The sequence below is a fragment of the Sphingorhabdus rigui genome (genome assembly GCF_014196595.1).
In the GTDB taxonomy this organism is placed as follows: Bacteria; Pseudomonadota; Alphaproteobacteria; order Sphingomonadales; family Sphingomonadaceae; genus Sphingorhabdus_B; species Sphingorhabdus_B rigui.
The window spans coordinates 808,640-833,381 of record NZ_JACIEA010000001.1 but is presented as its reverse complement, the minus strand read 5'-3'; the positions used below and the strand labels follow the sequence as shown (position 1 = coordinate 833,381).

Below are 24,742 nucleotides of genomic sequence, written 5' to 3'. Positions count from 1 at the left end.
GCAATATGGCAGAAACCACGAAGTCGCACGATTTTGGCAAGGGTGTTATGGATGACAGCCGTATTGCCGAAGGCATTAAGGTGCAGGCCGAACACTGTCGGCGCAATGGTGCGCCTATCACCGCCCGCATAGTAGAGGCGCAATTGGCGCTGATGCATGGCAACAATATGTGCGGCCAGCGCATTGCGCAGTGGCCAGGCCTTCCGCTTGAAGACGCCATGCCCTTGCGGCTCGCTGGCGGGTTTCACCATTTGCATCTCACCGGCGCGGACGAACGCCTAGCGCCAATTTATCAGGGCGAAATCCGCGCGCAAGCCGATGTCGACGCCGTGTTGACGGCCGTGACCGCTGACCATGATGCCCGGTTACTGCCATGGCTTGATGGTCCGCCACAGACCAACGAAGCGGGACGCTCCGCCAGCTTCATGGCTGCGTTGCTCTGGCTATCGCCAAGAATCGGCGGCACATTCGAATTGAACGAAATCGGTGCCAGCGCCGGTATTAATACGATGATGGAGCGCTATCATTATGACCTTGGCGGCGTAACCGCAGGGCCAGCGCAATCGCTTATGCAGATCAAGCCGGAGTGGAAAGGTTCTACACCACCCGACGCATCCGTCGAAATAGTGCAAATTAGCGGATGTGATCAGGCACCCGTTGATTTGTCGGACCCTGATGCTGCGCTGCGGGTTAAAAGCTATGTCTGGCCCGAAAATGCAGACCGACTGGAGCGCATGGACGCAGCAATCGCGCTTGCTGCGCAGTCGCCTCCCTATGTTGTGCACGCAGATGCGCTCGACTGGGTTTCGGAACGTCTTTCCGCACCGCAAGAACCGCATGTCGGCCGGATCTTTAACCACTCAATCGTCTGGCAATATATCCCCGAAGAAAGACGGCGGAAAATTCGTGCGGCCATTGAAGCGGCAGGACAAGATGCAACCGCCGAACGTCCGTTGGCGTGGATCATGCTCGAAACGAACCGAGAGACATTCAAACATGAGCTATTGGTCAAATATTGGCCCGGGCCCGACACATGGCACCTGCTGGCCGAAGCGCAGGCCCATGGCGTGTGGGTACACTGGCGGGCCAGTTAGCCTAGAAACTCCTCCATGGCCGCATTCACCGCGTCCGGCCGCTCCCAGATGACAAAATGGCCGCAATCCTCGACGGGCGCAATCGTCACATTGGGCACCAATGCTTCGATGCCGTCGATGTTGCTTGCGGGCAGCGCGAGATCATCCATCGCCCAGACAATCAACGTCGGGATCGTAAGTTTCGGAAATTCGCTTGCGGCAAAGGCAGGCATTTCGGCATCTTCATCCATCGCGGGCACATATAATGCCGATGCGCGGTACCAATTGAGCATGCCAAAGCACGCATCGCGGTCTTGCCAATCTTTCAGCAACGCAGACCGCTCTTCGGGCTCCATTGCGCTTGGTTTATCCCAGCTAATTGTCTTCAGCAGCAAGCCTGTCAGCCCGGCCTCACGCACCACAGCATCATTTGCGGGGTCACGGAACGCACGGATATACTGGCTGGCTGCCCGCTGCTGCATGTCGTTGATCATCAGCCGCTGGAATAGATAGGGATGCGGCGCATTGGCGATGATTGCACGCGTCACGCGGCCTGCCCATGCGGGGTTAGGCCCGCCCGGTTGACCATTGAGTGCAACACTCCATGCAATCGCGCCGCCCCAATCATGACCCGCAATGATGAAATTGTGGATGCCAAGCGCGTCAGCCAGGGCAAAGATATCTGCGGTCAACTTGTCCGCCGTATAGGCATCAACATTTTGGGGCTTTGATGAATTGCGATAACCGCGCTGATCGGGCGCGATGCAGAAAAACCGGTCCGAAAAATGGGCCATCTGGTGCCGCCATGTGCGGTGCGATTCCGGAAATCCGTGCAAGAATATGATCGCAGGATTAGCGGAATCGCCTGCCGTAAACGCATCCATTTCAATCCCGGTTGAAAGGGAAAAACGGTGATGCTTTAGTTCAGTCATGATGTTGTGCCTTATAGAATTGCGACAGGTGTTGGACCGCGTATTTTTCTAACCGCCAACACGCCCATTTTGATTGCAGGAAATCGGCGCGCAGGTGGAACATCTCGGCGCTTCGCCCCGGCATAATATACGCCAAACTTGGCTTTAGTTAACGCGCTTAACGCGTATCGCTCTGCCGTTAACCACAAGCATATAGCTGCCAACCGCGCCACGTTTGATTTTAAACTTTTGTCCGTTTTTCAGAATGATCCAACTGCCTTCAGTGGTTTGCCATGTGCCCGCGTCGTTTACCGCAAACTGATATCGGCCGTTGCTAAGTGCCTGAATACCGTCGATTTCGCCTTCAATCTGCTTATACTCTTCGTCCTGCGCCTCGTCGCTTTCGCCGAAGAACGGAATTTTGGGCAAGGAGAAACCAAATAACGACCGCTTGGTTTTCCGAACTTCGCCTTGATCAAGCAACACGACCTGCCGGCTTTCGGTTGCCTCTTCCAACGACTTGCTGGCGACGTCGAAGCATTCCAAGCGCGCAGCGGCATCTGCCAAGGCACGGCACGCAACGATGTCGCTATACACTTTGGGACGATCGACCGTCGTTTCGGCTGCGTGCGCTGATGACGCGCATAGGCCGGCGATAAGAACTGCATAGGTCAGCTTTGGCATTTTCGTCTCTCCCGCATTGGACCGTCGTTTCGTTTGCACTTGAGGCTATCGGCTATTCGCCCGGTGCACGGGCCTTGATCGCCAACGCGTGGACGCGCGTTCCCGGAATATCCCCCAGCGCCTTGTTCACCATTCGCTGCCGCATCAGGCGGGATACGCCCGCAAACGCCGCGCTCTCTATTTCCACGGTGAAGTGCGATTCACCCGAGCCATCGTCACCGCTATGGCCGTGGTGTTTTGCGCTGTCGTTGATGACCGCGAGATGTGTGGGCGCAAATGCCGCCGTCAGCAGCGTTTCCATTTCAATATGTGCAGGGCCTTTTTCCATAAGCTCTGTATTCCCATATCCGCAGTTTTTCGCCAAGGGGAATTATGGATTCGCGGCAGCCCTTTGACCGATTTCACGGCCGCGTTCGCGGTGCGCAGCGGCATTGCGCGCATCCGCACTGCCGTGAAGCAGGCGAATTTCGCGCGCCTGACCCACATGGCCAGCTTGCGTCGGCCAATGGCCCCGGCGACTATCAATATCTGTGCCTTGAACATGTCCGGCAGTTTAATGCAGGCTATAACTGGTTCGCGGGCATGACCGCCGAAGAAATCATGGAAGCGCAAAGCCCGATAAATGTATGGCCAAGCGAAACCCGTGCCTTTCGTGCCAACGGCAGCGTCGATTCGCCGCCCAAATGGGCGGACTTCAAAGACCCGTTGGATGCCATATCCACGCGCTTCCGGTCACGCATGCCCAAGGAACGCGCCGACGGGCAGTTCCTGTCGCCTGAGGACCGCAAAGCGCTCAAGACGCTAGGGCTTGGCGAGGATGCGGATAGGCACGCATTACGCGGCGCCTATTCCGCCAAGGTCCGCGCCTATCATCCTGACAAAAATGGCGGCAACCGGTCTTATGAAAAGGCTTTGCAAGACGTCATTGCTGCCTATACGCACCTTAAAACATCTCCCGCCTTTATTTGACGAGAACGACATGACTGACATTCCGAATATCCAGCCCAACAGCAGCGACACGACCATTCTAGCTGCCCCTGACAAAACCGTCAGCGTGCGCGAAATGTTCGGCATCGATGTCGACATGGAATGTCCTGCCTTTTCCGTTGCCGATGAGCGCGTTCCAGACACCGACGACAGCTATGTCTTTGACCCCGACACCACGCTCGCGATCCTTGCCGGCTTTGCCCATAATCGCCGCGTTATGGTTCAGGGATACCATGGCACAGGTAAATCGACGCATATCGAACAGGTGGCCGCGCGTTTGAAATGGCCGTGCATCCGCATCAACCTCGACGCGCATATCAGCCGTATCGACCTTATCGGCCGCGATGCGATCGTTCTGCGCGATGGACAGCAAGTCACAGAATTCCGTGAAGGCCTGTTGCCTTGGGCGCTGCAGACACCGACTGCTTTGGTGTTCGACGAATATGACGCTGGCCGTCCGGACGTTATGTTCGTGATCCAGCGCGTGTTGGAAACCGAGGGCAAGCTAACGTTGCTTGACCAGAACCGCGTCATTCGCCCGAACCCTTATTTCCGCCTGTTCGCGACCGCCAACACCGTTGGCCTTGGCGATACAAGCGGGCTGTATCACGGCACGCAAGCGATCAACCAGGGTCAGATGGACCGCTGGAACATTGTTGTTGGCCTGAACTATTTGCCCGCGCAGGTCGAAAGCGAAATCGTTTTGGCCAAGGCATCGGGCACCGATGCCGCGACCGTCGCCAACATGGTCAAGGTCGCAGAAATGACGCGTCAGGGCTTTATCAATGGCGACATTTCGACCGTCATGAGCCCACGCACCGTCATCACATGGGCACAAAATACCGCAATTTTCAAAAATGTCGGCTTTGCGTTCCGCCTGTCGTTCCTCAACAAATGTGACGATGCCGAACGCGCTTTGGTGGCAGAATATTATCAGCGCGTCTTTGGTCAGGATTTGCCCGAAAGCGTTGTTGGAAAGTCATAAGCACGTTGGCCATTTCGCCGAAACACCGTTGAAGGGACCATTTATGAAACGCACTGCTCTTATTCTGGCGCTCGCACTTAGCGCATCGCCCGCATTCGCTGCGCTCAAGCCCGGCACACGCGCGACCGATTTCACCACGCAGGCTGTTTTGGCGGGCGACGTATACACCTATAATTTGAACAAGGCCCTGAAACGCGGCCCTGTCGTTTTATATTTCTATCCCAAGGCATTCACATCGGGCTGCACCGTCGAGGCGCATGAATTTTCGGAAGCAGCCGATGATTTTGCGGCCTATGGTGCATCCATCATTGGCATGTCGGCGGACAATATCGACACGTTGAAGCGTTTTTCGGTGGAGGCATGCCGCAACAAGTTCACCGTTGGCATCGCATCCAAACCAGTCATCAAAAACTACAAGGTCAGCCTGCCCATCATGGGCGGATCAAACCGCACGACTTATGTGATTGCGCCTGATGGAAAGGTGCTGTTCGCTTATTCCGAACTGGGCGTGAAGGGACATGTATCCGGCGCACTAAACGCGGTAAAGGCATGGCGCGCAGCCAATCCTAAAGGGAAATAATGCGCAAAGTTCCCCTTCTCCTTTTGCCGATGCTGCTGGCTGGCTGCACTGTGGCTGTCGAATATGGCGACATTCCCCACAATGTGCTGGCGGAAAACCCGCGCTGTAACCCGGCGCAAAATGACAGCGCATCGGTTGGCGGAAAAGACTATTTCATCGTCACCAGCCGGCTGCCTGATTGCCGCGGCGACACCATCAAACTGACCAACCATCGCGCCGACCGCGTTCGATTTGGCCGGTTCTCGCCGCCAGAAACGATCAAGCCCGCCAAGGGCGACAAGCAGTTGGTGGTGCCGTTAGCGTTTCAGCCGGAAGACGCGTGGTGGGATGGCTTGCGTGATGCCGCGAACCTGCGCAAGGGCCGCGTCCTTTTATATGTGCATGGCTATCGCGAAACATTGCAAACCACCGCCCGCGACACCGTCCAAATTGGCGCGATGAGCAATTTTGACGGCCCGATTATCCATTATAGCTGGCCATCACAGGGCAATCTGTTGAGCTACGCCGTTGATGAAACCAACATGTATTGGGACGAGCGCAATTTCCGGACCTTCTTGACCAAATTGGCGCGCGCCGAATGGGTCAAGGAGATCGTGATTGTCTCGCATTCGCTTGGCGCACGGCTTGTCACCCCTGCCGTGGAATATGTCGACCGGACATCGACGAATGCGGATTCCAGCAATATTTCCAATATCATATTGGCCGCACCTGATGTTGATCGTGAAGATTTCGAACGCGATATCGCTGAAGAAGTATTGGCCGCCCGCCGCGTCAATAACGACCGGCGCGTGACCGTCTACGCCTCGCTCAGCGACCGCGCCCTTGCCGTGTCGCGTGCTGTTCATGGCTATCCGCGGCTGGGATCACCTTATTGCTTCAGTCCGTTCGAAGCCAAGGATTTGAAAGCCAAAGGACTGCCGCAGCGTTGCTTTGCGACAAAGACCAAATATCAGACTGAGCCTGCCAAAACGGGCTTTACCATCATTGACACCACCGACCTATCGGGCGGCGGCGCTGGCCATAGCGATTATTTGCGCAGCCTTGCCGTGTGCAAGGATTTTGCGGCTGTCGTGAATGGCGCGCGGACAACCGACGATCGCGTGGCCACCGCGCAGGCCCATGTCTTTACGCTGCGTGCGCCGGTTAAGCCGACGAAAGCAGACATTGCAGCGGTATGTAAGCGGGTGGCGGATTAATGGCGAACGAATCTCCACTTGAACAGTTCAAGCAAGTCCTGACCGGCACCGCCCGCGCGCTCGCGCATGAGCCGGAGATTGAACTTGCGTTCACCGCCGACGCCCCGACGCAAGCGGGCAAAAATTTCAAAGTGCCTATGCCCGGCCGGTTGCTGCCGCCAGAGCAAGTGGCCGAAGCGCGTGGCTTTGCCGATAGTTTCTCACTGAAGCTCAAGCACCATAATGCCGCTCGCCACGCCGCCTTGCGTCCATCCGAAGTCGTTGCCGGCGCTGCATTTGATGCCGTCGAAAATGCGCGCGTTGAGGCATTGGGTTCCCGCAATATGGCGGGCATCGCTGCAAATCTGGGTCACGCGCTTGAACTCAAATTGCGCACCGACCCGATCAGCCGCGCACAGTCCGCTGACGAAGTTCCGATTTCAACCGCCTTATCGCTCATCGTGCGCGAACGCCTGACGGGCGCGCCTATCCCTGACGCCGCGGTTGCTGGCGTCGATATGCTGCGTGGCTGGATTGAGGAAAAGGCAGGCAGCGATCTTGATGCGCTTGCCCTCGCGCTCGACGATCAGGGTGCATTTGCCGCGCTCACGCAATCGATGCTGGAGCATCTGAACCTGACCGAAGGCGACGTCGACCCGTCCGACGCCGATGAAGGCGGCGATGATGCCGAGGACAGCCAAGACCAAGATGGCGACAGCGACGATGATGGTGAAGGCGAAGCTGGCCAAGCCGAAGCGCGCGCCGAACCACAACAGGGCGAAGGCGAAGAAACCGAGGCCGATTATGACGGCCAGGATATGGACGACCAGGACGGTGCCGACGGCGAAATGGGCGATGACGGCATGCAGCCCGTCACCCCGCAGCGCCGCAATTGGGACCATCTGCCGCAAAGCGATTACAAAATCTGGTCGACCAAATATGACGAAACGATCACCGCGACCGAGCTTGCCGACGAAGAAGAGCTGAACCGGCTGCGCGCCTATCTCGACCAGCAATTGTCCAACCTACAATCGGTGGTGACAAAGCTCGCCAACCGTCTGCAACGCCGCCTGATGGCGCAGCAAAACCGCAGCTGGGATTTCGATCAGGAAGAAGGCATGATCGACGCAGCGCGGCTCGCGCGCATCGTCGTCTCGCCGGGCAGCTCGCTGTCGTACAAGGTCGAACGCGAAACCGATTTCCGCGACACGGTTGTGACCTTGCTTATCGACAATAGCGGATCGATGCGCGGACGGCCGATCAGCATAGCGGCGATCAGCGCCGACATATTGGCACGCACGCTGGAACGCTGCGGCGTGAAAACCGAAATTTTGGGCTTTACCACCCGTGCGTGGAAGGGCGGTCAAGCGCGTGAGGATTGGCTCGCCGCTGGACGGCAGCCCATGCCCGGCCGCCTCAACGACTTGCGCCACATCGTTTACAAAAAAGCCGATGAGCCATGGCGTCATGCCAAGCGCAACCTTGGCCTGATGATGCGCGAAGGCTTGCTGAAAGAAAATATCGACGGTGAAGCTTTGCTATGGGCGCATAACCGCCTGATCGCCCGCGCCGAAGACCGCCGCATATTGATGGTCATTTCCGACGGTGCACCAGTCGATGACAGCACCTTGTCGGTCAACCATGGCGGCTATCTGGAACAGCATTTGCGCAAGGTTATCGAAATGATCGAAACGCGATCGCCCGTGCAATTGGTCGCGATCGGCATCGGCCATGACGTCACCCGTTATTACAAACGCGCCGTCACCATCATGGACGTTGAACAATTGGGCGGCACGATGATCGAACAACTCGCCGGCTTGTTTGACGAAGAATAGGCCGGCCTTTCGCGCAGCTACGCCGTGGCGCGACCAAGCGATCCGCTGGGACGGGTTTTGAAATATTACCGTAGCCCTGAGCAGCAGGCAACGCCTGCGTCCGTCGAAGGGCGCCTCTCGACCACAGCGCAACACCGATAAACGCCCTTCGACAGGCTCAGGGCTACGGTGGGTGTTGACGATTTGGGCAAGCGATCCGCTGGGACGGGTTCTAAATATTACCGTAGCCCTGAGCAGCAGGCAACGCCTGCGTCCGTCGAAGGGCGCCTCTCGACCACAGCGCAACACCGATAAACGCTCTTCGACAGGCTCAGGGCTACGGTGAGTGTTGACGATTCCAGTTTGGCAACGCAAGGAACCATCCATGTCCGAGCTTAAACTCTTCAACAGCCTGACCCGGCAACTGGAAACCTTCTCCCCCGTCCACGCTGGCGAGGCGCGCGTTTATACCTGCGGCCCGACGGTGTATAATTATCCGCACATCGGCAACATGCGCGCCTATGTTTTTGCCGACACGCTTGGCCGGGTGCTGTCATATAAGGGCTATAAGCTCACCCATGTCATCAACATCACCGATGTCGGCCATCTGACCGACGACGCCGACGCGGGCGAGGACAAGATGGAGAAGATGGCGGCGGAAAAGGCGCAGTCGATCTGGGACATCGCAAAGCATTATACGCAAGCTTATTGGGACGACATCAAGGCGCTGAACATCCGTCAGCCCGCGCATTGGTCGATTGCGACCGAATATGTGCCCGCGATGATCGAGTACGCCAAAAGCATTGCCGACAAGCATTGCTATGAATTGGAATCGGGCCTGTATTTCGACACCTCTACCGTTGCCAATTATGGCGCATTGGCCCGTGCCAAGACCGAGGACGGAGAAGGCCGCATCGAAGAGGTCGAAGGCAAACGTCACGCCGCCGACTTTGCCATTTGGCGCAAGACGCCCGCGGGCGAAACGCGGCAAATGGAATGGGACAGCCCATGGGGCAAAGGCGCGCCGGGCTGGCATCTGGAATGCTCGGTAATGTCAGAGGCACTGCTTGGCCTGCCGTTTGACATCCACACCGGCGGCATCGACCATCGCGAAATCCACCACCCCAATGAAATCGCGCAAAATCAGGCGCGCTGCGGCGGTGACCACAGCGGCGCACAATTTTGGATGCACAACAATTTCCTGATCGAACGCAGCGGCAAGATGAGTAAATCATCGGGCGAGTTCCTGCGTGTGCAATTGCTGATCGACAAGGGCTTCCACCCCCTCGCCTACCGCCTGATGTGCCTGCAAGCGCATTACCGCAGCGAGCTGGAGTTTAGCTGGGAGGGATTGCAAGCCGCTCTGGTGCGATTGAAGCGGATGGTGATGGCGTATCGCAAATGGGCTGATCAACTAAAAGAAGGGCGCATGACCCCTGGCGATAGCTGGGAACGTGAGCGTGTAACCAATGCCTTGGTTGCCCGCTTCAATGCAGCGATATGCGGAGATCTCAACACTGCCGATGCCCTGACGGTGCTGGAAGAGATGCTTGGCCTAAGAGGTACCGCCCCCGAATGTATAGCGACGGCCGTCGTACACATGGACAGGGTAATGGGCCTGAATCTCGGACGTTTAGAACGCGCCGACCTCCGCATCCGGCCCAAAGCCGCCGTCATTACCGAGGCCGAAATCGAAACCGCCCTGCTGCTGCGCAAAGACGCGCGCGCCGCAAAAGACTTCGCCAAGTCCGATGCCATCCGCGACGACCTCATCGCCAAAGGCGTTGAAGTCATGGACGGCGACCCGCTTGGTTGGGATTGGAAGTTGGATGTTTGAGCTGCCAGCATTCCCCTCCCGCAGGCGGGAGGGGTTAGGGGTGGGCTTGGCCGAATGCGATCACGTCATGTTTTTAACATGGGAGATGCCCACCCCCGGCCCCTCCCGTTTACGGGAGGGGAGAAGAAAATGACCAAAACGAAACTTGTGATGTCGGGGCTTGTGCGCCCCCTGATTGAACCGCGCTTGCCCGATTGGATCGAGCCGCATTTCTTCATGTCGAAGGAAGAGGCGCTCGCACTCGCACCGCAGGCAGAGATTGGCTGGTTCGACATGTATGACAAGGGCGATATGGCCACGGTCATCAATGCCGCGACCAACATGAAATGGCTGAACAGCATCTATGCCGGCGTCGACGGCATGCCGCTGGTGCAGTTGAAGGCGCAGGGCTGTGTTGTCACCAATGGTGCAGGCATTAACGCGATAACCATCGCCGAATATGTCGTTATGGGCATGCTGACCGTCGCGAAGAACTATCGCGAAGTTGTCCGTGCACAGGAACGCCGCGAATGGCTGCTCGATTCGCCCGGCAAGGTTGAACTGTTCGGTTCCAAGGCTTTGCTGCTGGGCTATGGCGCGATTGGAAAGCTGATTGAAGAGCGGTTGAAGCCCTTTGGCGTTGATGTCACCATTGTGCGCCGCTCGGCGGGTCCAAACACGCTGACGCCCGATCAATGGCGTGCGCAATTGGGCGATTTTGACTGGGTCATCCTTGCCGTTCCTGCCACCGCGGAAACCGACGGCATGATTGGCGCAGATGAACTTGCCGCGATGAAGAATAGCGCAACGCTCATCAACATCGCGCGCGGTTCCGTCATCGATCAGGATGCATTGGTCACTGCGTTGCAAGACAAGCACATCGCCAATGCCTTCCTTGATGTGACGACGCCCGAACCCTTGCCCGCCGATCACCCGTTATGGAGCCTCGACAACGCGCATATCACCATGCACCTGTCGGGCCGCGCGCAGGACAAAATGTTCGTGCGTTCCGCCACGCGCTTTTTCGAAAATCTCGAACGCTACCGCCAAGGCGCACCGCTTGAGCCAATGGTAAACCTCGATCTGGGATATTGAACATGCCCCATAACCCCGCCGAAATCTGGCACACAGTTGCCCTGTCACGCGATGTTGATGCGATATCCGCCGTCCTGCACGACGATTGTGTGTTTGAAAGCCCGGTTGTCCACTCACCGCAAATGGGCAAGGCGATCACCGCCAAATATCTCGCCGCTGCAGGGCATACGCTGGGCAATGCCGAATTTGCCTATGTCGGCGAATGGCACCGCGAAAACAGCGCCATTCTGGAATTTCAAACCGTGATCGACGGTATCGCGATCAATGGCATCGACATGATCAGCTGCGATGATGATGGCCTCATCACCCATTTCAAGGTCATGGTTCGCCCATTGAAGGCAATGAATATGCTCCACCAGAAAATGGGCGAGATGCTGCAGCGCATGAGCGCCTAAAGGCATGGCGACCGGAGACACATCACGCCGGTGGCGCCTGTTCGTGCCGAAACTTGCCGGCGCAAGCTTGCATGACCGGGTGATCGCATGTGCCGGTGCTGGCCTTGGTGTCCTTGTCGCGGCGCTTGCGGGACTTGGCGTTCAGGACATATTCCCTGCTTTGCCGTTCCTGATTGCCCCCATTGGCGCATCGGCGGTGCTGGTATTTGTGGTGCCCTCCAGCCCCTTGGCGCAGCCATGGCCCGTATTCGGCGGCAATGTCATTTCCGCGTTGGTCGGCGTGACGGTGCTGCATATGGTACCCGTCACCTTTGCCGCCATCGCCATTGCAGTGGCTGCGTCGATATTATTGATGTCGTTGCTGCGTTGCCTTCATCCGCCCAGCGGCGCTGTCGCAATCACGACCATTTTGGGTGGCCAAGCCATTGTCGACGCGGGCTATGTATACCCAATGTCGATCGTCGCTGCGAATTCGGCGGCATTGCTTGCGGCAGGATGGTTATTCCACCGTTTCAGCAGCCATAGCTATCCGCATCGCGCGGCGGTTACACCCGCCCTGCCCGTGGGACTCTTGCGCGCCGATATCGATCAAGCCGTGCAGGAAACCCAAGAGACGTTCGACATCAACTTGGCTGACCTAGAAGCGTTGCTCCTCACCGCCGAACGCATCGCCGAACAGCGCCGCGGCGCAAAGTAACAACACAACAAAAAAGGCCGGAAGGTTTCCCCTCCGGCCCATTTTCTGTGCTTCAAAAAGCGTTGGACTATTAGAAGTCCATACCGCCCATGCCGCCCATTCCGCCCATGCCGCCTGGCATGCCGCCGGCGCCAGTAGCCTTATCTTCTGGCGCGTCGGAAATGGCAGCTTCGGTGGTGATCAACAGACCAGCAACCGATGCCGCGTCTTGCAACGCTGTACGGACAACCTTGGTTGGGTCGATAACGCCCGATGCTACGAGGTTTTCGTAAACGTCGGTCGATGCGTTGAAGCCCATGGTTTCGTCGTTTTCACGAAGCAGGTTGCCCGAGACAACTGCACCGTCATATCCGGCGTTGGCTGCGATCTGACGCAATGGAGCAACAATCGCCTTGCGGATGATGTCGATACCACGTGTCTGGTCGTCGTTGACGCCCTTGAGGCCTTCGAGAGCCTTTGTACCGTACAGAAGTGCAGTACCACCGCCTGGGACGATGCCTTCTTCAACGGCTGCGCGGGTTGCGTGCAGCGCGTCATCAACGCGGTCCTTGCGCTCTTTCACTTCAACTTCGGTCGAACCACCGACCTTGATCACGGCAACACCGCCGGCGAGTTTCGCCAAACGCTCTTGCAGCTTTTCACGGTCATAATCGCTGGTTGTGTTTTCGATTTGCGCACGGATCGCTTCTACGCGGCCCTTGATCGCATCGGTTTCGCCAGCACCGTCGACGATGATGGTGTTGTCCTTGTCGATGCTGACGCGCTTGGCTTGGCCGAGCATGCCCAAGGTAACGGTTTCAAGCTTGATGCCCAGATCTTCGCTGATCATTTCACCCTTGGTGAGGATCGCGATATCTTCCAGCATCGCCTTGCGACGATCGCCAAAGCCAGGTGCCTTAACCGCAGCAATCTTCAAGCCGCCACGCAGCTTGTTGACGACCAAAGTTGCAAGCGCTTCGCCTTCAACGTCTTCAGCGATGATGAGCAATGGACGGCCCGACTGCACCACAGCTTCGAGGATTGGCAACATGGCTTGCAAGTTGCCGAGCTTCTTTTCGTGGATGAGGATATATGGGTTGTCCAACTCAACCGACATTTTTTCGGTGTTGGTGATGAAGTAAGGCGACAGGTAACCGCGGTCAAACTGCATACCTTCGACAACTTCGAGCTCGCTTTCACGGCCCTTAGCTTCTTCGACGGTGATAACGCCTTCCTTGCCGACCTTCTCCATGGCGTCTGCAATCATCTTACCGATTTCAGCTTCACCATTGGCAGAGATCGTACCGACCTGTGCGATTTCCGAAGAACCAGCAACTGGCTTCGAACGCTTTACAAGGTCAGCAACAACCGCGTTAACCGCCGTGTCGATGCCGCGCTTCAGGTCCATTGGGTTCATGCCCGCTGCAACCGACTTCATGCCTTCGCGAACGATCGCTTGCGCCAGAACAGTTGCAGTGGTTGTGCCGTCACCGGCAACGTCGTTGGTCTTCGAAGCAACTTCGCGAACCATCTGTGCACCCATATTTTCGAACTTGTCTTTCAGTTCGATTTCCTTGGCGACGCTAACGCCGTCCTTGGTGATGCGTGGTGCGCCGAAGCTTTTGTCGATAACAACGTTACGGCCCTTTGGACCAAGCGTTACTTTTACAGCGTCAGCAAGAATGTCTACGCCGCGCAGGATGCGTTCACGCGCATCGCGGCCGAATTTCACGTCTTTAGCAGCCATGATATTTTTCCTTTAGTTTGAACTCTACTTTTCAAAGCCGTCATGCTGAACTTGTTTCAGCATCTTAATTAAGACCCTGAACCAAGTTCAGGGTGACGGAATTTGCGGTGCGTTTAGGAAACGATTCCCAAGATGTCCGATTCCTTCATGATCAACAGGTCTTCACCGTCGATCTTGACTTCGGTGCCCGACCATTTGCCGAACAGGATCTTGTCGCCAGCTTTGACGTCGAGTGCGGTTACAGTGCCGTCATCGGCGCGTGTACCGGTACCCACGGAGACGACTTCGCCTTCCTGTGGCTTTTCCTGAGCTGTATCAGGGATGATGATCCCGCCAGCGGTTTTTGCTTCGGCCTCGACCCGACGGACGAGAACGCGATCATGCAATGGACGAAATGCCATGTTGAACTATCCTTTTTCTGTTTCGCCATCCCGCCACGCCTACAACAAGCAGGGGACGGCAATGAATGTGCATTAGCACTCATACAGGACGAGTGCTAACGGAGCCCAGATAGGGTGTTTTTATGACAGGTCAAGGACTCGGGAAGCGAATTTTTTTCGCGTCGGAGGTCAAGCGCGGGCTGGTAATCCCGCCGCCCGTAATGCCGCATGGGCATCTGCGATGCTGTGCTGGCCAAAATGGAAAATCGATGCCGCGAGCACCGCGCTCGCATGGCCTTCACGCACGCCGTCGACCAGATGGGCAAGATTACCGACACCGCCGCTGGCGACAACGGGGATGTTGACCGCATCGGCAATCGCGCGGGTGAGCGCGAGGTCATAGCCGTCACGTGTGCCGTCGCGGTCCATGCTGGTGACGAGCAATTCACCTGCGCCAAGTTCGGCGAGCTTTACGGCATGTTCGAGCGCGTCAATGCCTGTTGGCTTGCGTCCGCCATGGGTGAAGATTTCCCATCCATTACCCGTCCGCCGCGCATCGACCGAAGCCACCACGCATTGGCTGCCGAAACGTGCGGCGATATCCGCAACGACTTCTGGCCGCGCCACCGCTGCGCTGTTAACCGCGACCTTATCAGCCCCTGCCAGCAGCAATGCCCGCGCATCCTCTGCACTGCGTACGCCACCACCGACAGTCAGCGGCATGAAGCATACTTCTGCCGTCCGCCGGACCACGTCGATGATCGTGCCGCGCCCTTCATGGCTTGCGCCAATGTCCAAAAAACAAAGTTCGTCTGCGCCCGCCGCATCATATGCCTGTGCCTGCTCCACCGGATCACCGGCGTCGCGCAGGTCGACAAAGTTCACACCCTTGACCACGCGGCCATTGGAGACGTCGAGACAGGGGATGACACGGACGCGGACGGTCATACTCTCCCCTCCCGCAGGCGGGAGGGGTTGGGGGTGGGGCGAGCCGAAGGCGAGCGAAATCCGGCGAAGGGTAGATGCCCTCCCCTAGCCCCTCCCGCCTGCGGGAGGGGAACCAAGCAAGCGCCAAATATCACGCCCGCTCCGCCACTTTAATCGCCGTGGCCAGATCCAGCCGGCCATCATAAATCGCACGGCCGGTAATCACGCCTTCAATGCCGTCCTTGGCATGCAGCGCGAGCATGTGGATGTCATCAATGCCCTTCACCCCGCCGCTGGCGATCACGGGAATGTTTACGCGCCGCGCCAGATCAACGGTCGCGTCGATATTGCATCCGGTCAGCATCCCGTCGCGGCCGACATCGGTGAACAGGATGGACGCCACGCCCGCATCTTCGAACCGGCGTGCCAGATCAATTACCGGCATGTCGGATTTTTCGGCCCAGCCCTCGGTCGCGACAAAGCCGTCGCGCGCGTCGACGGCAACCACAATGCCATCTTCAAATTCGCGTGCCATCTCTTTGACGAACTGTGGGTCTTTGAGCGCCGCGGTGCCAATCACCAACCGCGCGACGCCCATGTCGAACCAGCGTTCGACGGTCTGCGTATTGCGAATGCCGCCACCCAGTTGGATGTAACCGGGGAAATTTTCGATGATGCCCTCAACCGCCTCGGCATTTTCGGGGCGGCCGGCAAAGGCGCCATCCAAATCCACGACATGCAGGAACTCTGCGCCTTGTTCGGCAAACAGCATCGCCTGCGCAGCGGGATCATCGGCATAGACCGTCGCGCGGTTCATATCGCCTTCGGCCAAGCGCACAACTTCGCCACCCTTCAGATCAATCGCGGGGAAGACTATCACGGCATCCACTCCAAAAAGCGTTTAAGGAAATTAATGCCATAAGCCTGGCTTTTTTCGGGATGGAATTGCACCCCCATTATGTTGTCACGGCCCACAGCCGCGACGAGCGTGCCGCCATGGTCCGTCGTAGCCAGTACATCGTTCGCATTGGCTGCATCGAAATGATAGCTATGCAGAAAATACGCCTCGCCTGCTTCGATGAGCGGCGCGCCTTGCGCCGGAACAACGTCGTTCCAGCCCATATGCGGGATTTTCAAATCCGCAGCCGGTGCAATCGCGCGCACGGTGCCACCGACCCAGCCGAGCCCGCGCGTCGTGCCGTGCTCAACGCCCGCATCGGCCAACAGCTGCATACCGACGCAAATGCCCAGAAACGGAATGCCCGCAACGCGCACGCGCTGCTCCATCGCGGCGATCATGCCGTCAATCGCGGACAGCGCCTCCATACAATGCGCAAAGGCGCCAACGCCGGGCAGCACGATACGGTCGGCTTTGGCAACAATATCAGGGTCGGCGGTGACATGCACGTCGCCTGCGCCCGCCGCTTTCAACGCATTGTGCACCGAATGCAGATTGCCCGCGCCATAATCAATCAGCGCAAGTGACACGGCCTAGAGCGTGCCCTTGGTCGACGGGATGGCGTCCGCCTTGCGCGGGTCAATCTCGACCGCTTGGCGCAAGGCGCGGGCCAAAGCCTTGTAGCAGCTTTCGACGATGTGGTGGTTGTTCGAACCATAGAGATTTTCGATGTGCAGCGTGATGCCGGCGCTGGTCGCAAAGCTGTGGAACCAATGTTCGATCAGCTCGGTATCCCATTCGCCCAAACGCGGCATGCCAAGCGATACTTTCCATACAAAATAGGGGCGCCCAGAAATGTCGAGCGCACAACGCGTCAACGTTTCGTCCATCGGTGCATAGGCCGTGCCATAACGCGTAATGCCGCGTTTATCGCCCAATGCCTGCAACACCGCCTCGCCAATCGCGATGCCGGTGTCTTCGGTGGTGTGGTGCTGGTCAATATGCAGGTCGCCAACGGCCTTCACCTTTAGGTCGATCAGCGAATGGCGCGACAGTTGCTCAAGCATATGGTCGAGAAAACCGATGCCCGTTGACACGTCATACACACCAGTGCCGTCGAGGTTGACCTCAACATCAATGGACGTTTCGTTCGTCTTGCGACTTATGGAGCCTGTACGCATGGCCGCCGATATAGCCACATGCACGCATTTGGCAAGTTGGCTTAAGGCAACAAGTATCTTGATTTCACACGCGCGGAAGTCCACCAAGCGCCCATGACCGAAGAGCATGTAGATAGCCTGATTCCTTATGATGATGTCGTGCAAGAGGCATTGCGCGCCGTCGTTGGCCGCGTGCTGGGCGATGTGGCGCGCGATGGCCTGCCCGGCGACCATCATTTCTACATCACGTTCAAGACGCAAGCCCCGGGTGTTGCCATTCCGCAGCATCTGCACGAACGTTTCCCCGATGAAATGACCATTGTGCTGCAGCACAAATATTGGGACCTGAAGGTTGAGGCCGAACATTTCGAAGTTGGCCTGTCGTTCAGCCAGATCCCGTCGCATTTGTTTATCCCCTACTCCGCGATCACCGCCTTCGTTGACCCGGCCGTGGATTTCGCGCTGCAATTCCATGTCGATGCAGGCGAAAGCGAGCCCGAACCGCATGAAGAAGCCGGCAATGACGGCCCCACCGTCGTCGTCGAAGACGGCTCAAACGTCGTAAGCGTGGACTTCGGACGGAAAAAGTGACGGGGAAAACCCGCACTGAAACCGACAGTTTTGGACCGATAGAGGTCCCCGCCGACGCTTTTTGGGGCGCGCAGACGCAGCGGAGTATCGCGAACTTTCCCTTTCCGGCGCATGAGCGGATGCCGATTGGCATTATCTACGGTGTTGCCCATGTAAAACGTGCCGCCGCGTTAACGCACAAAGCATCGGGCGCGCTGCCTGCGGACATTGCCGACGCGATCATCGCCGCCGCAGACGCCATATTGGCGGGCAAGCATGACAATCAATTCCCGCTCGTCATCTGGCAAACGGGCAGCGGCACGCAGTCGAACATGAATGTGAACGAGGTCATCGCCGGCATCGCCAATGAAGCGTTGTCGGGCACACGCGGCGGAAAAACGCCGGTGCACCCCAATGACCATGTCAACATGGGCCAATCGTCGAACGATAGCTTTCCCACCGCAATCCATGTCGCGGTCGCCATCGCGGTGTGGCGCGATCTGCTCCCCGCGTTGCAACGCCTGACCGATGCGCTGACCGAAAAGTGCAAAGCGTGGGGCGCGATCATCAAAATCGGCCGCACCCATTTGCAGGACGCAACGCCGCTGACCTTGGGTCAGGAATTTTCCGCCTTTGTCGCGCAACTGATTGCAAACCGTGCGCGGATCGAAGGGACAATTGTCCATAATGTACAAAAGCTTGCGCAGGGCGGCACGGCGGTCGGCACGGGCCTGAATGCGCCAGCGGGTTTTGACAGCGCGATTGCCGCCGAAATCTCGATGGCGACGGGCATCGCCTTTGAACCCGCCCGCAACAAATTTGAGGCGCTGGCATCGAATGACGGGCTGGTGCAAATGTCGGGCACGCTCAACACGCTTGCCGTGTCCCTCACAAAAATTGCCAACGACATCCGCTTGCTTGGGTCAGGCCCGCGCTCGGGCCTTGGCGAGCTGCATCTGCCGGAAAACGAGCCGGGCAGCTCGATCATGCCGGGCAAGGTCAACCCGACGCAGTGCGAAATGCTGACGATGGTCGCGGCGCAAGTTATGGGCAATCATCAGGCGGTCACGATTGGCGGGCTGCAGGGACATTTGCAGCTCAACGTCTTCAAACCGCTTATCGGGGCCAATGTGCTGCGTTCGGTGGAGTTGCTCAGCATCGGCATGGACAGCTTTGCCAAAAACTGCGTCGCCGGGCTTGAACCGGATCGCGATCGCATTGCGGAGCTTGTCGAACGCTCGCTCATGCTCGTCACCGCGCTTGCGCCCGTCATTGGGTATGACAATGCGGCCAACATTGCCAAGGCCGCCCACAAAAACGGAACCACCCTGCGCGAAGCCGCGTTAGCATCCGGACTGGTTGACGAAGCGATGTTCAATGCCCATGTCCGACCGGAAGATATGGTTTGATCGCACACCGTATCGCACACCGTCATGCTGAACTTGTTTCAGCATCTTAATTTTCGTGGGACGGTGATAAAGTAAGATCCTGAAACAAGTTCAGGATGACGAAGTGAGAAGGAAGTCGATAATCCTAAAATCCATCGCAGGTGCCGTTGTCGGCGAAGTGATTGGCCGCAAACGTGGCCATGGCTTGCTGGGTGCAGGCATTGGCGTGGTGGCGACCCGTTTGGCGACGCGCTCCATTCCGGGCCTATTGCTTGTCGGCGGCGCGATCGTGGCGAAAAGCATATATGATCAGCGCAAGGGCCGCAAAGAGGGCTAACGCGCTTTCATCGCCACTAAAGCTTCCCTCTTGACGTCGCCCTGCCCTTTCGCGCACTAGCGGCTATGGGCAACACCGACAATCATAAGCCGCACGAACTGGAACGCCGGGGCCTTCTATTCGTGCTTTCGTCACCTTCAGGCGCAGGTAAATCAACGCTTTCACGCATGTTGTTGGAAGCGGACGAAAAAATCGCCTTATCGGTTTCCTACACCACGCGCGAACCGCGGCCCGGTGAGATTGAGGGCGTCCATTACCATTTCACCGACACGGCGACGTTCAAGAAAATGGCCGCAGACGGCGAATTCCTCGAATGGGCGCATGTTTTTGGCCATCGCTACGGCACGCCAAAGGGCCCTGTGGAAGAAAAGCTTGCCGCCGGATGCGATGTATTGTTCGACATTGACTGGCAAGGCGCGCAGCAACTGTATCAGGAAGCTGGCCCCGACGTGGTGCGCGTATTCATCTTGCCGCCATCGATCGAAGAACTCGAACGCCGCCTACATAGCCGCGCGCAAGACAGCGAAGCGGTCATCGCCGACCGGATGAGCCGCGCCAAGGCCGAAATCGGCCACTGGGACGGCTATGATTATGTCCTTATCAATGACGATGTGCAGACCTGCTTTGAAAAGGTCCGCCAGATTCTTGCCGCAGAACGCATGAAGCGTCGCCGGCAAAAGGGCCTCATTGGTTTCGTGCGCGACCTTGCAGCGTCTTAAGCGGTCGGGGCAACACCTGCGAGCAACAGCGTAATCCCGCCCAAGCCGATCGACAGGTGCCAGCGCAGCTTCATCCAGCCGTCCGGTAACTGGCAGCGCGCGGAAAGCCAGCGATCCGCCAGCGGTGAACCCAGCACAAAAAACCCAAGCCACGCCAGCGACGGTCCGGGCCATTCCCAGCCCCATATCCACGGCAGATAAGTGGCGAACGCCAGCAGGCTTGGCGCCACAGCCAGCGCAAATATCGCGGTCGCAGACGCATCATCGCGGCGCGTGGTGACGCCCAGTCCCCACCACATGCCGCCCAAAAAGCTGAAGATAAACGCCGCATAGCCATAAGCTGCAGCAAGCCCGGTCCAGCGATATTCCGATCCCGAAAACACCAGCAAAGCGGCAAAAATCTGCGGCAACAAACCGGCATAGCCCGCGACAAATGCCGCCTTGGGCAAGGGCCTTAACGTGAATATCGCGGTATTTTTGGGCGAAGCGTCTGTCATCGGGGTTTCCTTACATGCTGCGTGCACATAAACTCGGACCAACTTTGCCCCAAGATGGGCTTTTACCTATGGTTGCGCTTACATACCCGGTGTTAGCAGGTCGAGAAACCGGACGGCGGCCATGAATTCACGCGCGCGGTCATCACGGTTTTTCTGCGCCCAATGGTCCTCACCCCACAATTCTTCCTGCCACAGTTCATCAAGGCAGCTGGCGTTCCAGATATCCTCCGGCGTTCCTGCGCGTTCGACAATGGCCAGCGTCGCGATCAGCGAGCCCGACAGATGCGCCAGCTTTGCCATGGCGGCCAGTTCAAACGTGCCGCGCGCCGACACCGCGGTGCGCAGGGTTTCCAGCGTCGCTTCGGGCTGTGGCTGGTGCATGATGCCCTCCACAATCACAAAGCTGACATCATAACGGGTGCGTGCCCAATCAAGCCACGGGTCCCAGATTTCGGCTTGCCGATCCGCCAATGCTTCACCCGCAGCGCCGCGGTAACAGAACAGATCGGTTTCGCCATAGGCCGCAATCGCGGCGGCAAAGCCATCCCTATCGGGGCCAATGCGATCAATCGCCGCGTTGGCAAAGCCCGTCATCGGCATCAAAAGCGGATCGACGGTCTTTTCCACGGCGTCCCATTCGGCAACCACCGCATCCGCCAGCTTTTGCGTCGGCAATGCCAGCACATTGTGCGTGGGTGTTTTAATCGGCCGGCCATCCAGCCGCACTGCATGCCCAAAACTGCTTGGCTCTAGGGTAACGTCTTTCCAAAATCGTCTCATGGCTGCGGCTTGCTCTTCCACTTTTTGGCCAGAAACACCGGCACGAGCAGGAAGGCGAACATGCCGATCAGAAACAGCACATAACCCGCAGCGATGGGTAGGCCAAATGCCTGACGCGCGATGACCGCCAGCCCTATCACCAACATGATCGCGCCGCCAATCCGGCACAGATTGATGACCAGAAACCGATATTGCGCCTGCGTATCGTCGCGCGCCTTGTCATCGTGCGGCGTCATGCAAAATTCTCCAGATAGATTTGAAGTTCGTCCATGCTTTCGGCGATGTAATCGGCGCCTGCCTCGCGCAAGTCGGCGACGCTGTGATAGCCCCAATTGACCCCGACAGTGCGTGTCCCCGCCGCACGGCCCATGTGGATGTCATATACCGTATCGCCAATGACAACCGCATTGGCGGCGTCGGCCCCTGCTTCGGCCAAGGCTTGATACACCATCGACGGATGCGGCTTTGACGGGTGGCGGTCAGCGGTCTGCAATGTGACGAACAAGGGCCGGAGTGCATGATGGTCGAGGCAACGTGTCAGCCCGCGGTCGGACTTTCCGGTAGCGACGCCCAGCATCCAGCCGCTTTCATCCAAAGACGATAAAAGCGCGGCGATGCCGTCATATAATGGTTCATCGACCAGCCCGTTGCTGCGCAATGCCCAGAACGCCGCGCGGTATTTTTCGGCCAAATCATGGTGCAGATCATCTGCTGCCTCTGGCAACAACATCCGCATCGATTCCACCAAAGACAATCCGACCACCCGCCGCGTTTCATGCCGCATCGGCGGCGTCAGCCCCGCCTCTTCAAAGGCATGCTCCATCGCCATGCAAATATTTGCCTGACTGTCGACCAGCGTGCCGTCGCAATCAAAAATGGCGAGTTTTGTCATGGGGTTAGGTTAGGTTACGCATAGCATTGGCGATGGCACCGTTGCCCGCTTCCTCTGCGCCATCTGCTGCCGATAACCGGACAGCTTCGGCTTTATTTTGACCCAGCTTCAACGTGCTGCGCCACGTCGTGATCTGCATTTCAAAACCGTAAATCCCGCGCAGCATTTTTTCCAACATGCCGTCGGCCATTTTGGCGCGCGTCCAAACGGGTTTGGGCGCCAGCTTCAATTCTTGATGATGGGACAGCGCGTCCGATTGGGCAATTAACGCGGCTTCGTCCATTTTCCGAACGGCGCCCACAAGCTCAACCGCGACATAATTCCATGTCGGCACCTGGTCAGGAATGCCGTAATAATCGGGGCTGATATACCCGTCCGGCCCGTTGATGACGAACAATGCCTCTGCGCCGTCTAGATGGCGCGCTATCGCATTGTTGCGCGCCATATGGAAACCGATGCGATCATCGTCCAGAAATACAAATGGCAGATGCGCGACATGCGGCCCATCGGGGGTATTCAGGAACAACATGCCAAAGCTGATATCCTTGGCCAAAGCGCGCATGGCGGCGCGATCTTCCCAACGAAATGCAGCATTGGGATGCATCAGGGCTTACCCTTTGACGTGACCTTCTTCCCCGCCGGTTTTTTGCTGGCGACTTTTTTGATCACTGGCTTTTTGGCGGCGATTTTCTTGCCGGCGGCCATTTGGCTGCGTTTGTTGTCCTTGGGCTTGTCCGACACGGAACCGCGCGAGCGGCGTTCGCCCTTGCGTTCCTTGCGCGCAGATTTGGCGATATTGGCGGCAACGCGCTTTTTGCCTTCCGCCGTTTCGCTGAACTTCGGTGCATCCAGCACCAGTGCATCGCCCATTTCGATGTCGAAGCCCAAATCGTCAAAGCTCGACTTCATATGCGGGGGCATGTCGGCGCGCACGTCAATCTGGTGCCCGGATGGATGGTCGATGCGGATGCGGCGCGCGTGCAAATGCATTTTGCGGCTGATCGTGCCCGTCAGAAACGCGTCCTTGCCGCCATATTTGCCGTCGCCAACGATCGGGTGCCCAATGGCGGCCATATGCACGCGCAACTGGTGGGTGCGGCCGGTATAGGGCTGCAATTCGACCCATGCGGTGGCGTTTCCGGCGCGTTCGACAATGCGATAACGGGTGCGGGCCGACTGCCCGTCCTTTTCATCGACATGCATTTTCTCGCCGCCGCTGCCGGGCTGCTTGCCAATCGGCAGGTCGATGAAACCATCGGCGATATCGGGCACGCCAACGACCAAAGCCCAATATACCTTGCGCGCGGTGCGTGATGAAAATGCCTTGGCAAAATGCCCTGCCGACCGCGACGTGCGCGCCAACAAAAGCGCGCCCGACGTGTCCTTGTCCAACCGGTGCACCAGCTTTGGCCGGTTATCGAGTTCAAATCCTAAGGCGTCGAGCAAACCATCAACATGGTTCTCGGTCTTGGTGCCGCCCTGCGTCGCAAGGCCAGCGGGTTTGTTGATCACCAGCGCCGCGTCATCCTTGTGGATCACCATGCTCAGCGCAAATTCCATTTCGTCTTCGGTCAGATCGCGGCGCTTGCGCACCGGACGCGCGCTGGACGATGCCGACACATCAGCAGGCGGCACGCGCAGCGTTTGCCCCGCCAACAGCCGATCGCCCGGCGTCGCGCGCTTGCCATCAACGCGCAACTGCCCCGTGCGCGCCCAACGCGATACGATGTTGAACGATGCGTCGGGCAAATGCCGCTTAAACCAACGGTCCAGGCGAATGCCGTCATCATCAGGGGCGACGACGAATTGCCGAATGCCTTTTTCGTCTTGCTTACTCATGTCCAAATTGTCCTTGCCAGCATCATTCCGGCGAAGACCGCACCCAATGCCAATATTACCGAAACCGCAGCATATGCCGCCGCCATCATTCCCTGCCCGCGTTGCACCATCTGCGCCATTTCAAGGCTAAATGCGCTGAACGTCGTAAAGCCGCCCAAAACACCCACACCCAAAAACAGACGCAAGGGCTCTGCAGCTCCATCGCCGCGCACCAACCACGCCGCCAGCAACCCCATGGCCAACCCGCCAAGCAGGTTCGCGGCAAAGGTCGGCCACGGCCAACCCCCGACGTTCATCGGCATCGCACGCGACAGGCCATAGCGCAGTGCTGCACCTATCGCTCCGCCGGACATGACAAGGATTACGGGATTCATCGCCGTCGCTGTAGCGGCGCTTGCGCGGAAAAGCCAGCCAAAC

General features: G+C 57.9%; 30 protein-coding genes. 14 read left to right on the top strand and 16 right to left on the bottom strand.

The features are described from left to right. Nucleotides 1-5: 5 nt before the first annotated feature. Nucleotides 6-1,094, top strand: a complete 1,089-nt coding sequence (locus GGR91_RS03830) for a DUF2332 domain-containing protein (protein ID WP_246337037.1) — start codon at nt 6-8, stop codon at nt 1,092-1,094. Here GGR91_RS03830 and GGR91_RS03825 read toward each other — a convergent pair. The 3 genes from GGR91_RS03825 to GGR91_RS03815 form a co-directional block, all read right to left on the bottom strand. After that, nucleotides 1,091-2,005, bottom strand: a complete 915-nt coding sequence (locus tag GGR91_RS03825; RefSeq protein WP_183940217.1) for an alpha/beta fold hydrolase — start codon at nt 2,003-2,005, stop codon at nt 1,091-1,093. The genes GGR91_RS03830 and GGR91_RS03825 overlap by 4 nt on opposite strands. Before the next feature lie 144 nt (nt 2,006-2,149). Continuing rightward, complete coding sequence (locus GGR91_RS03820; protein WP_183940215.1) at nt 2,150-2,668, bottom strand: hypothetical protein; 519 nt, start codon at nt 2,666-2,668, stop codon at nt 2,150-2,152. Between the two features lie 52 nt (nt 2,669-2,720). Continuing rightward, nucleotides 2,721-2,996, bottom strand: a complete 276-nt coding sequence (locus GGR91_RS03815) for a BolA family protein (RefSeq protein ID WP_183940213.1) — start codon at nt 2,994-2,996, stop codon at nt 2,721-2,723. 44 nt (nt 2,997-3,040) lie between these two features. Here GGR91_RS03815 and GGR91_RS03810 point away from each other — a divergent pair, with 44 nt between their 5' ends. From GGR91_RS03810 to GGR91_RS03770, 9 genes are all read left to right on the top strand, one after another. Beyond that, entirely contained in the window at nt 3,041-3,637 is a 597-nt protein-coding gene (locus GGR91_RS03810) for a DnaJ domain-containing protein (RefSeq protein WP_183940210.1), read from the top strand. A 10-nt stretch (nt 3,638-3,647) separates the two neighbouring features. After that, nucleotides 3,648-4,640 (top strand): cobaltochelatase subunit CobS, encoded by a 993-nt coding sequence (gene cobS, locus GGR91_RS03805; protein WP_183940208.1) that lies wholly within the window; start codon nt 3,648-3,650, stop codon nt 4,638-4,640. 43 nt (nt 4,641-4,683) lie between these two features. Further along, nucleotides 4,684-5,220, top strand: a complete 537-nt coding sequence (locus tag GGR91_RS03800) for a peroxiredoxin (RefSeq protein ID WP_183940206.1) — start codon at nt 4,684-4,686, stop codon at nt 5,218-5,220. Beyond that, entirely contained in the window at nt 5,220-6,416 is a 1,197-nt protein-coding gene (locus GGR91_RS03795) for an alpha/beta hydrolase (RefSeq protein ID WP_183940204.1), read from the top strand. The genes GGR91_RS03800 and GGR91_RS03795 overlap by 1 nt, the downstream gene beginning before the upstream one ends. After that, nucleotides 6,416-8,230 carry a cobaltochelatase subunit CobT gene (cobT, locus tag GGR91_RS03790; protein ID WP_183940202.1) on the top strand — a complete coding sequence of 605 codons (1,815 nt, stop codon included), beginning with the start codon at nt 6,416-6,418 and terminating at the stop codon, nt 8,228-8,230. The genes GGR91_RS03795 and cobT overlap by 1 nt, the downstream gene beginning before the upstream one ends. 364 nt (nt 8,231-8,594) lie before the next feature. Then, nucleotides 8,595-10,046, top strand: a complete 1,452-nt coding sequence (gene cysS / locus GGR91_RS03785) for a cysteine--tRNA ligase (RefSeq protein ID WP_183940200.1) — start codon at nt 8,595-8,597, stop codon at nt 10,044-10,046. A 129-nt stretch (nt 10,047-10,175) separates the two neighbouring features. Then, nucleotides 10,176-11,120, top strand: a complete 945-nt coding sequence (locus tag GGR91_RS03780; RefSeq protein ID WP_183940198.1) for a D-2-hydroxyacid dehydrogenase — start codon at nt 10,176-10,178, stop codon at nt 11,118-11,120. A 2-nt stretch (nt 11,121-11,122) separates the two neighbouring features. Continuing rightward, nucleotides 11,123-11,515, top strand: a complete 393-nt coding sequence (locus GGR91_RS03775) for a nuclear transport factor 2 family protein (RefSeq protein ID WP_183940196.1) — start codon at nt 11,123-11,125, stop codon at nt 11,513-11,515. A gap of 4 nt (nt 11,516-11,519) precedes the next feature. Beyond that, nucleotides 11,520-12,212: an HPP family protein gene (locus GGR91_RS03770; protein ID WP_183940194.1), complete on the top strand. Its 693-nt coding sequence runs from the start codon at nt 11,520-11,522 to the stop codon at nt 12,210-12,212. A 70-nt stretch (nt 12,213-12,282) separates the two neighbouring features. Here GGR91_RS03770 and groL read toward each other — a convergent pair whose 3' ends face one another. From groL to hisB, 6 genes are all read right to left on the bottom strand, one after another. Then, nucleotides 12,283-13,938 (bottom strand): chaperonin GroEL, encoded by a 1,656-nt coding sequence (groL, locus tag GGR91_RS03765; protein ID WP_183940192.1) that lies wholly within the window; start codon nt 13,936-13,938, stop codon nt 12,283-12,285. Between the two features lie 113 nt (nt 13,939-14,051). After that, complete coding sequence (groES, locus tag GGR91_RS03760; protein ID WP_125230447.1) at nt 14,052-14,339, bottom strand: co-chaperone GroES; 288 nt, start codon at nt 14,337-14,339, stop codon at nt 14,052-14,054. A 168-nt stretch (nt 14,340-14,507) separates the two neighbouring features. Further along, nucleotides 14,508-15,266, bottom strand: a complete 759-nt coding sequence (gene hisF, locus GGR91_RS03755) for an imidazole glycerol phosphate synthase subunit HisF (protein ID WP_183940190.1) — start codon at nt 15,264-15,266, stop codon at nt 14,508-14,510. Between the two features lie 130 nt (nt 15,267-15,396). Continuing rightward, nucleotides 15,397-16,125 (bottom strand): 1-(5-phosphoribosyl)-5-[(5-phosphoribosylamino)methylideneamino]imidazole-4-carboxamide isomerase, encoded by a 729-nt coding sequence (hisA, locus tag GGR91_RS03750; protein ID WP_183940188.1) that lies wholly within the window; start codon nt 16,123-16,125, stop codon nt 15,397-15,399. Beyond that, nucleotides 16,122-16,733: an imidazole glycerol phosphate synthase subunit HisH gene (gene hisH, locus GGR91_RS03745; protein ID WP_183940186.1), complete on the bottom strand. Its 612-nt coding sequence runs from the start codon at nt 16,731-16,733 to the stop codon at nt 16,122-16,124. Before hisH ends, hisA begins: the two co-directional genes overlap by 4 nt. Before the next feature lie 3 nt (nt 16,734-16,736). Continuing rightward, on the bottom strand, nt 16,737-17,324 hold the full coding sequence (gene hisB / locus GGR91_RS03740; protein ID WP_183940184.1) for an imidazoleglycerol-phosphate dehydratase HisB: 588 nt from the start codon (nt 17,322-17,324) through the stop codon (nt 16,737-16,739). A gap of 93 nt (nt 17,325-17,417) precedes the next feature. Here hisB and GGR91_RS03735 point away from each other — a divergent pair, with 93 nt between their 5' ends. The 4 genes from GGR91_RS03735 (at nt 17,418) to gmk (ending at nt 20,317) form a co-directional block, all read left to right on the top strand. After that, nucleotides 17,418-17,894 (top strand): SspB family protein, encoded by a 477-nt coding sequence (locus GGR91_RS03735; protein ID WP_183940181.1) that lies wholly within the window; start codon nt 17,418-17,420, stop codon nt 17,892-17,894. Beyond that, complete coding sequence (gene fumC / locus GGR91_RS03730; RefSeq protein WP_183940179.1) at nt 17,891-19,282, top strand: class II fumarate hydratase; 1,392 nt, start codon at nt 17,891-17,893, stop codon at nt 19,280-19,282. Before GGR91_RS03735 ends, fumC begins: the two co-directional genes overlap by 4 nt. A gap of 103 nt (nt 19,283-19,385) precedes the next feature. Beyond that, nucleotides 19,386-19,598, top strand: coding sequence for a hypothetical protein (locus GGR91_RS03725; protein ID WP_183940177.1), 213 nt, complete (start codon nt 19,386-19,388; stop codon nt 19,596-19,598). A gap of 65 nt (nt 19,599-19,663) precedes the next feature. Then, entirely contained in the window at nt 19,664-20,317 is a 654-nt protein-coding gene (gene gmk, locus GGR91_RS03720) for a guanylate kinase (RefSeq protein WP_183940175.1), read from the top strand. Here the strand turns inward: gmk and GGR91_RS03715 are convergent. The 7 genes from GGR91_RS03715 to crcB form a co-directional block, all read right to left on the bottom strand. Beyond that, the gene (locus GGR91_RS03715; RefSeq protein ID WP_183940173.1) at nt 20,314-20,814 is read right to left on the bottom strand and encodes a DUF3429 domain-containing protein; all 501 of its coding nucleotides are present in this window, start codon (nt 20,812-20,814) and stop codon (nt 20,314-20,316) included. The genes gmk and GGR91_RS03715 overlap by 4 nt on opposite strands. Nucleotides 20,815-20,892: 78 nt before the next feature. After that, a complete protein-coding gene (locus GGR91_RS03710; protein WP_183940171.1) occupies nt 20,893-21,594 on the bottom strand; it encodes an ATP12 family chaperone protein in 702 nt (233 codons plus the stop codon). After that, nucleotides 21,591-21,830 carry a hypothetical protein gene (locus GGR91_RS03705; RefSeq protein WP_183940169.1) on the bottom strand — a complete coding sequence of 80 codons (240 nt, stop codon included), beginning with the start codon at nt 21,828-21,830 and terminating at the stop codon, nt 21,591-21,593. Before GGR91_RS03705 ends, GGR91_RS03710 begins: the two co-directional genes overlap by 4 nt. Continuing rightward, complete coding sequence (locus GGR91_RS03700; protein WP_183940167.1) at nt 21,827-22,486, bottom strand: HAD-IA family hydrolase; 660 nt, start codon at nt 22,484-22,486, stop codon at nt 21,827-21,829. Before GGR91_RS03700 ends, GGR91_RS03705 begins: the two co-directional genes overlap by 4 nt. A gap of 4 nt (nt 22,487-22,490) precedes the next feature. Continuing rightward, nucleotides 22,491-23,090 (bottom strand): FMN-binding negative transcriptional regulator, encoded by a 600-nt coding sequence (locus GGR91_RS03695; protein WP_183940165.1) that lies wholly within the window; start codon nt 23,088-23,090, stop codon nt 22,491-22,493. Then, entirely contained in the window at nt 23,090-24,325 is a 1,236-nt protein-coding gene (locus tag GGR91_RS03690; RefSeq protein WP_183940163.1) for an RluA family pseudouridine synthase, read from the bottom strand. The genes GGR91_RS03695 and GGR91_RS03690 overlap by 1 nt, the downstream gene beginning before the upstream one ends. Next, complete coding sequence (crcB, locus tag GGR91_RS03685; RefSeq protein WP_183940160.1) at nt 24,322-24,699, bottom strand: fluoride efflux transporter CrcB; 378 nt, start codon at nt 24,697-24,699, stop codon at nt 24,322-24,324. Before crcB ends, GGR91_RS03690 begins: the two co-directional genes overlap by 4 nt. Nucleotides 24,700-24,742: the final 43 nt, after the last annotated feature.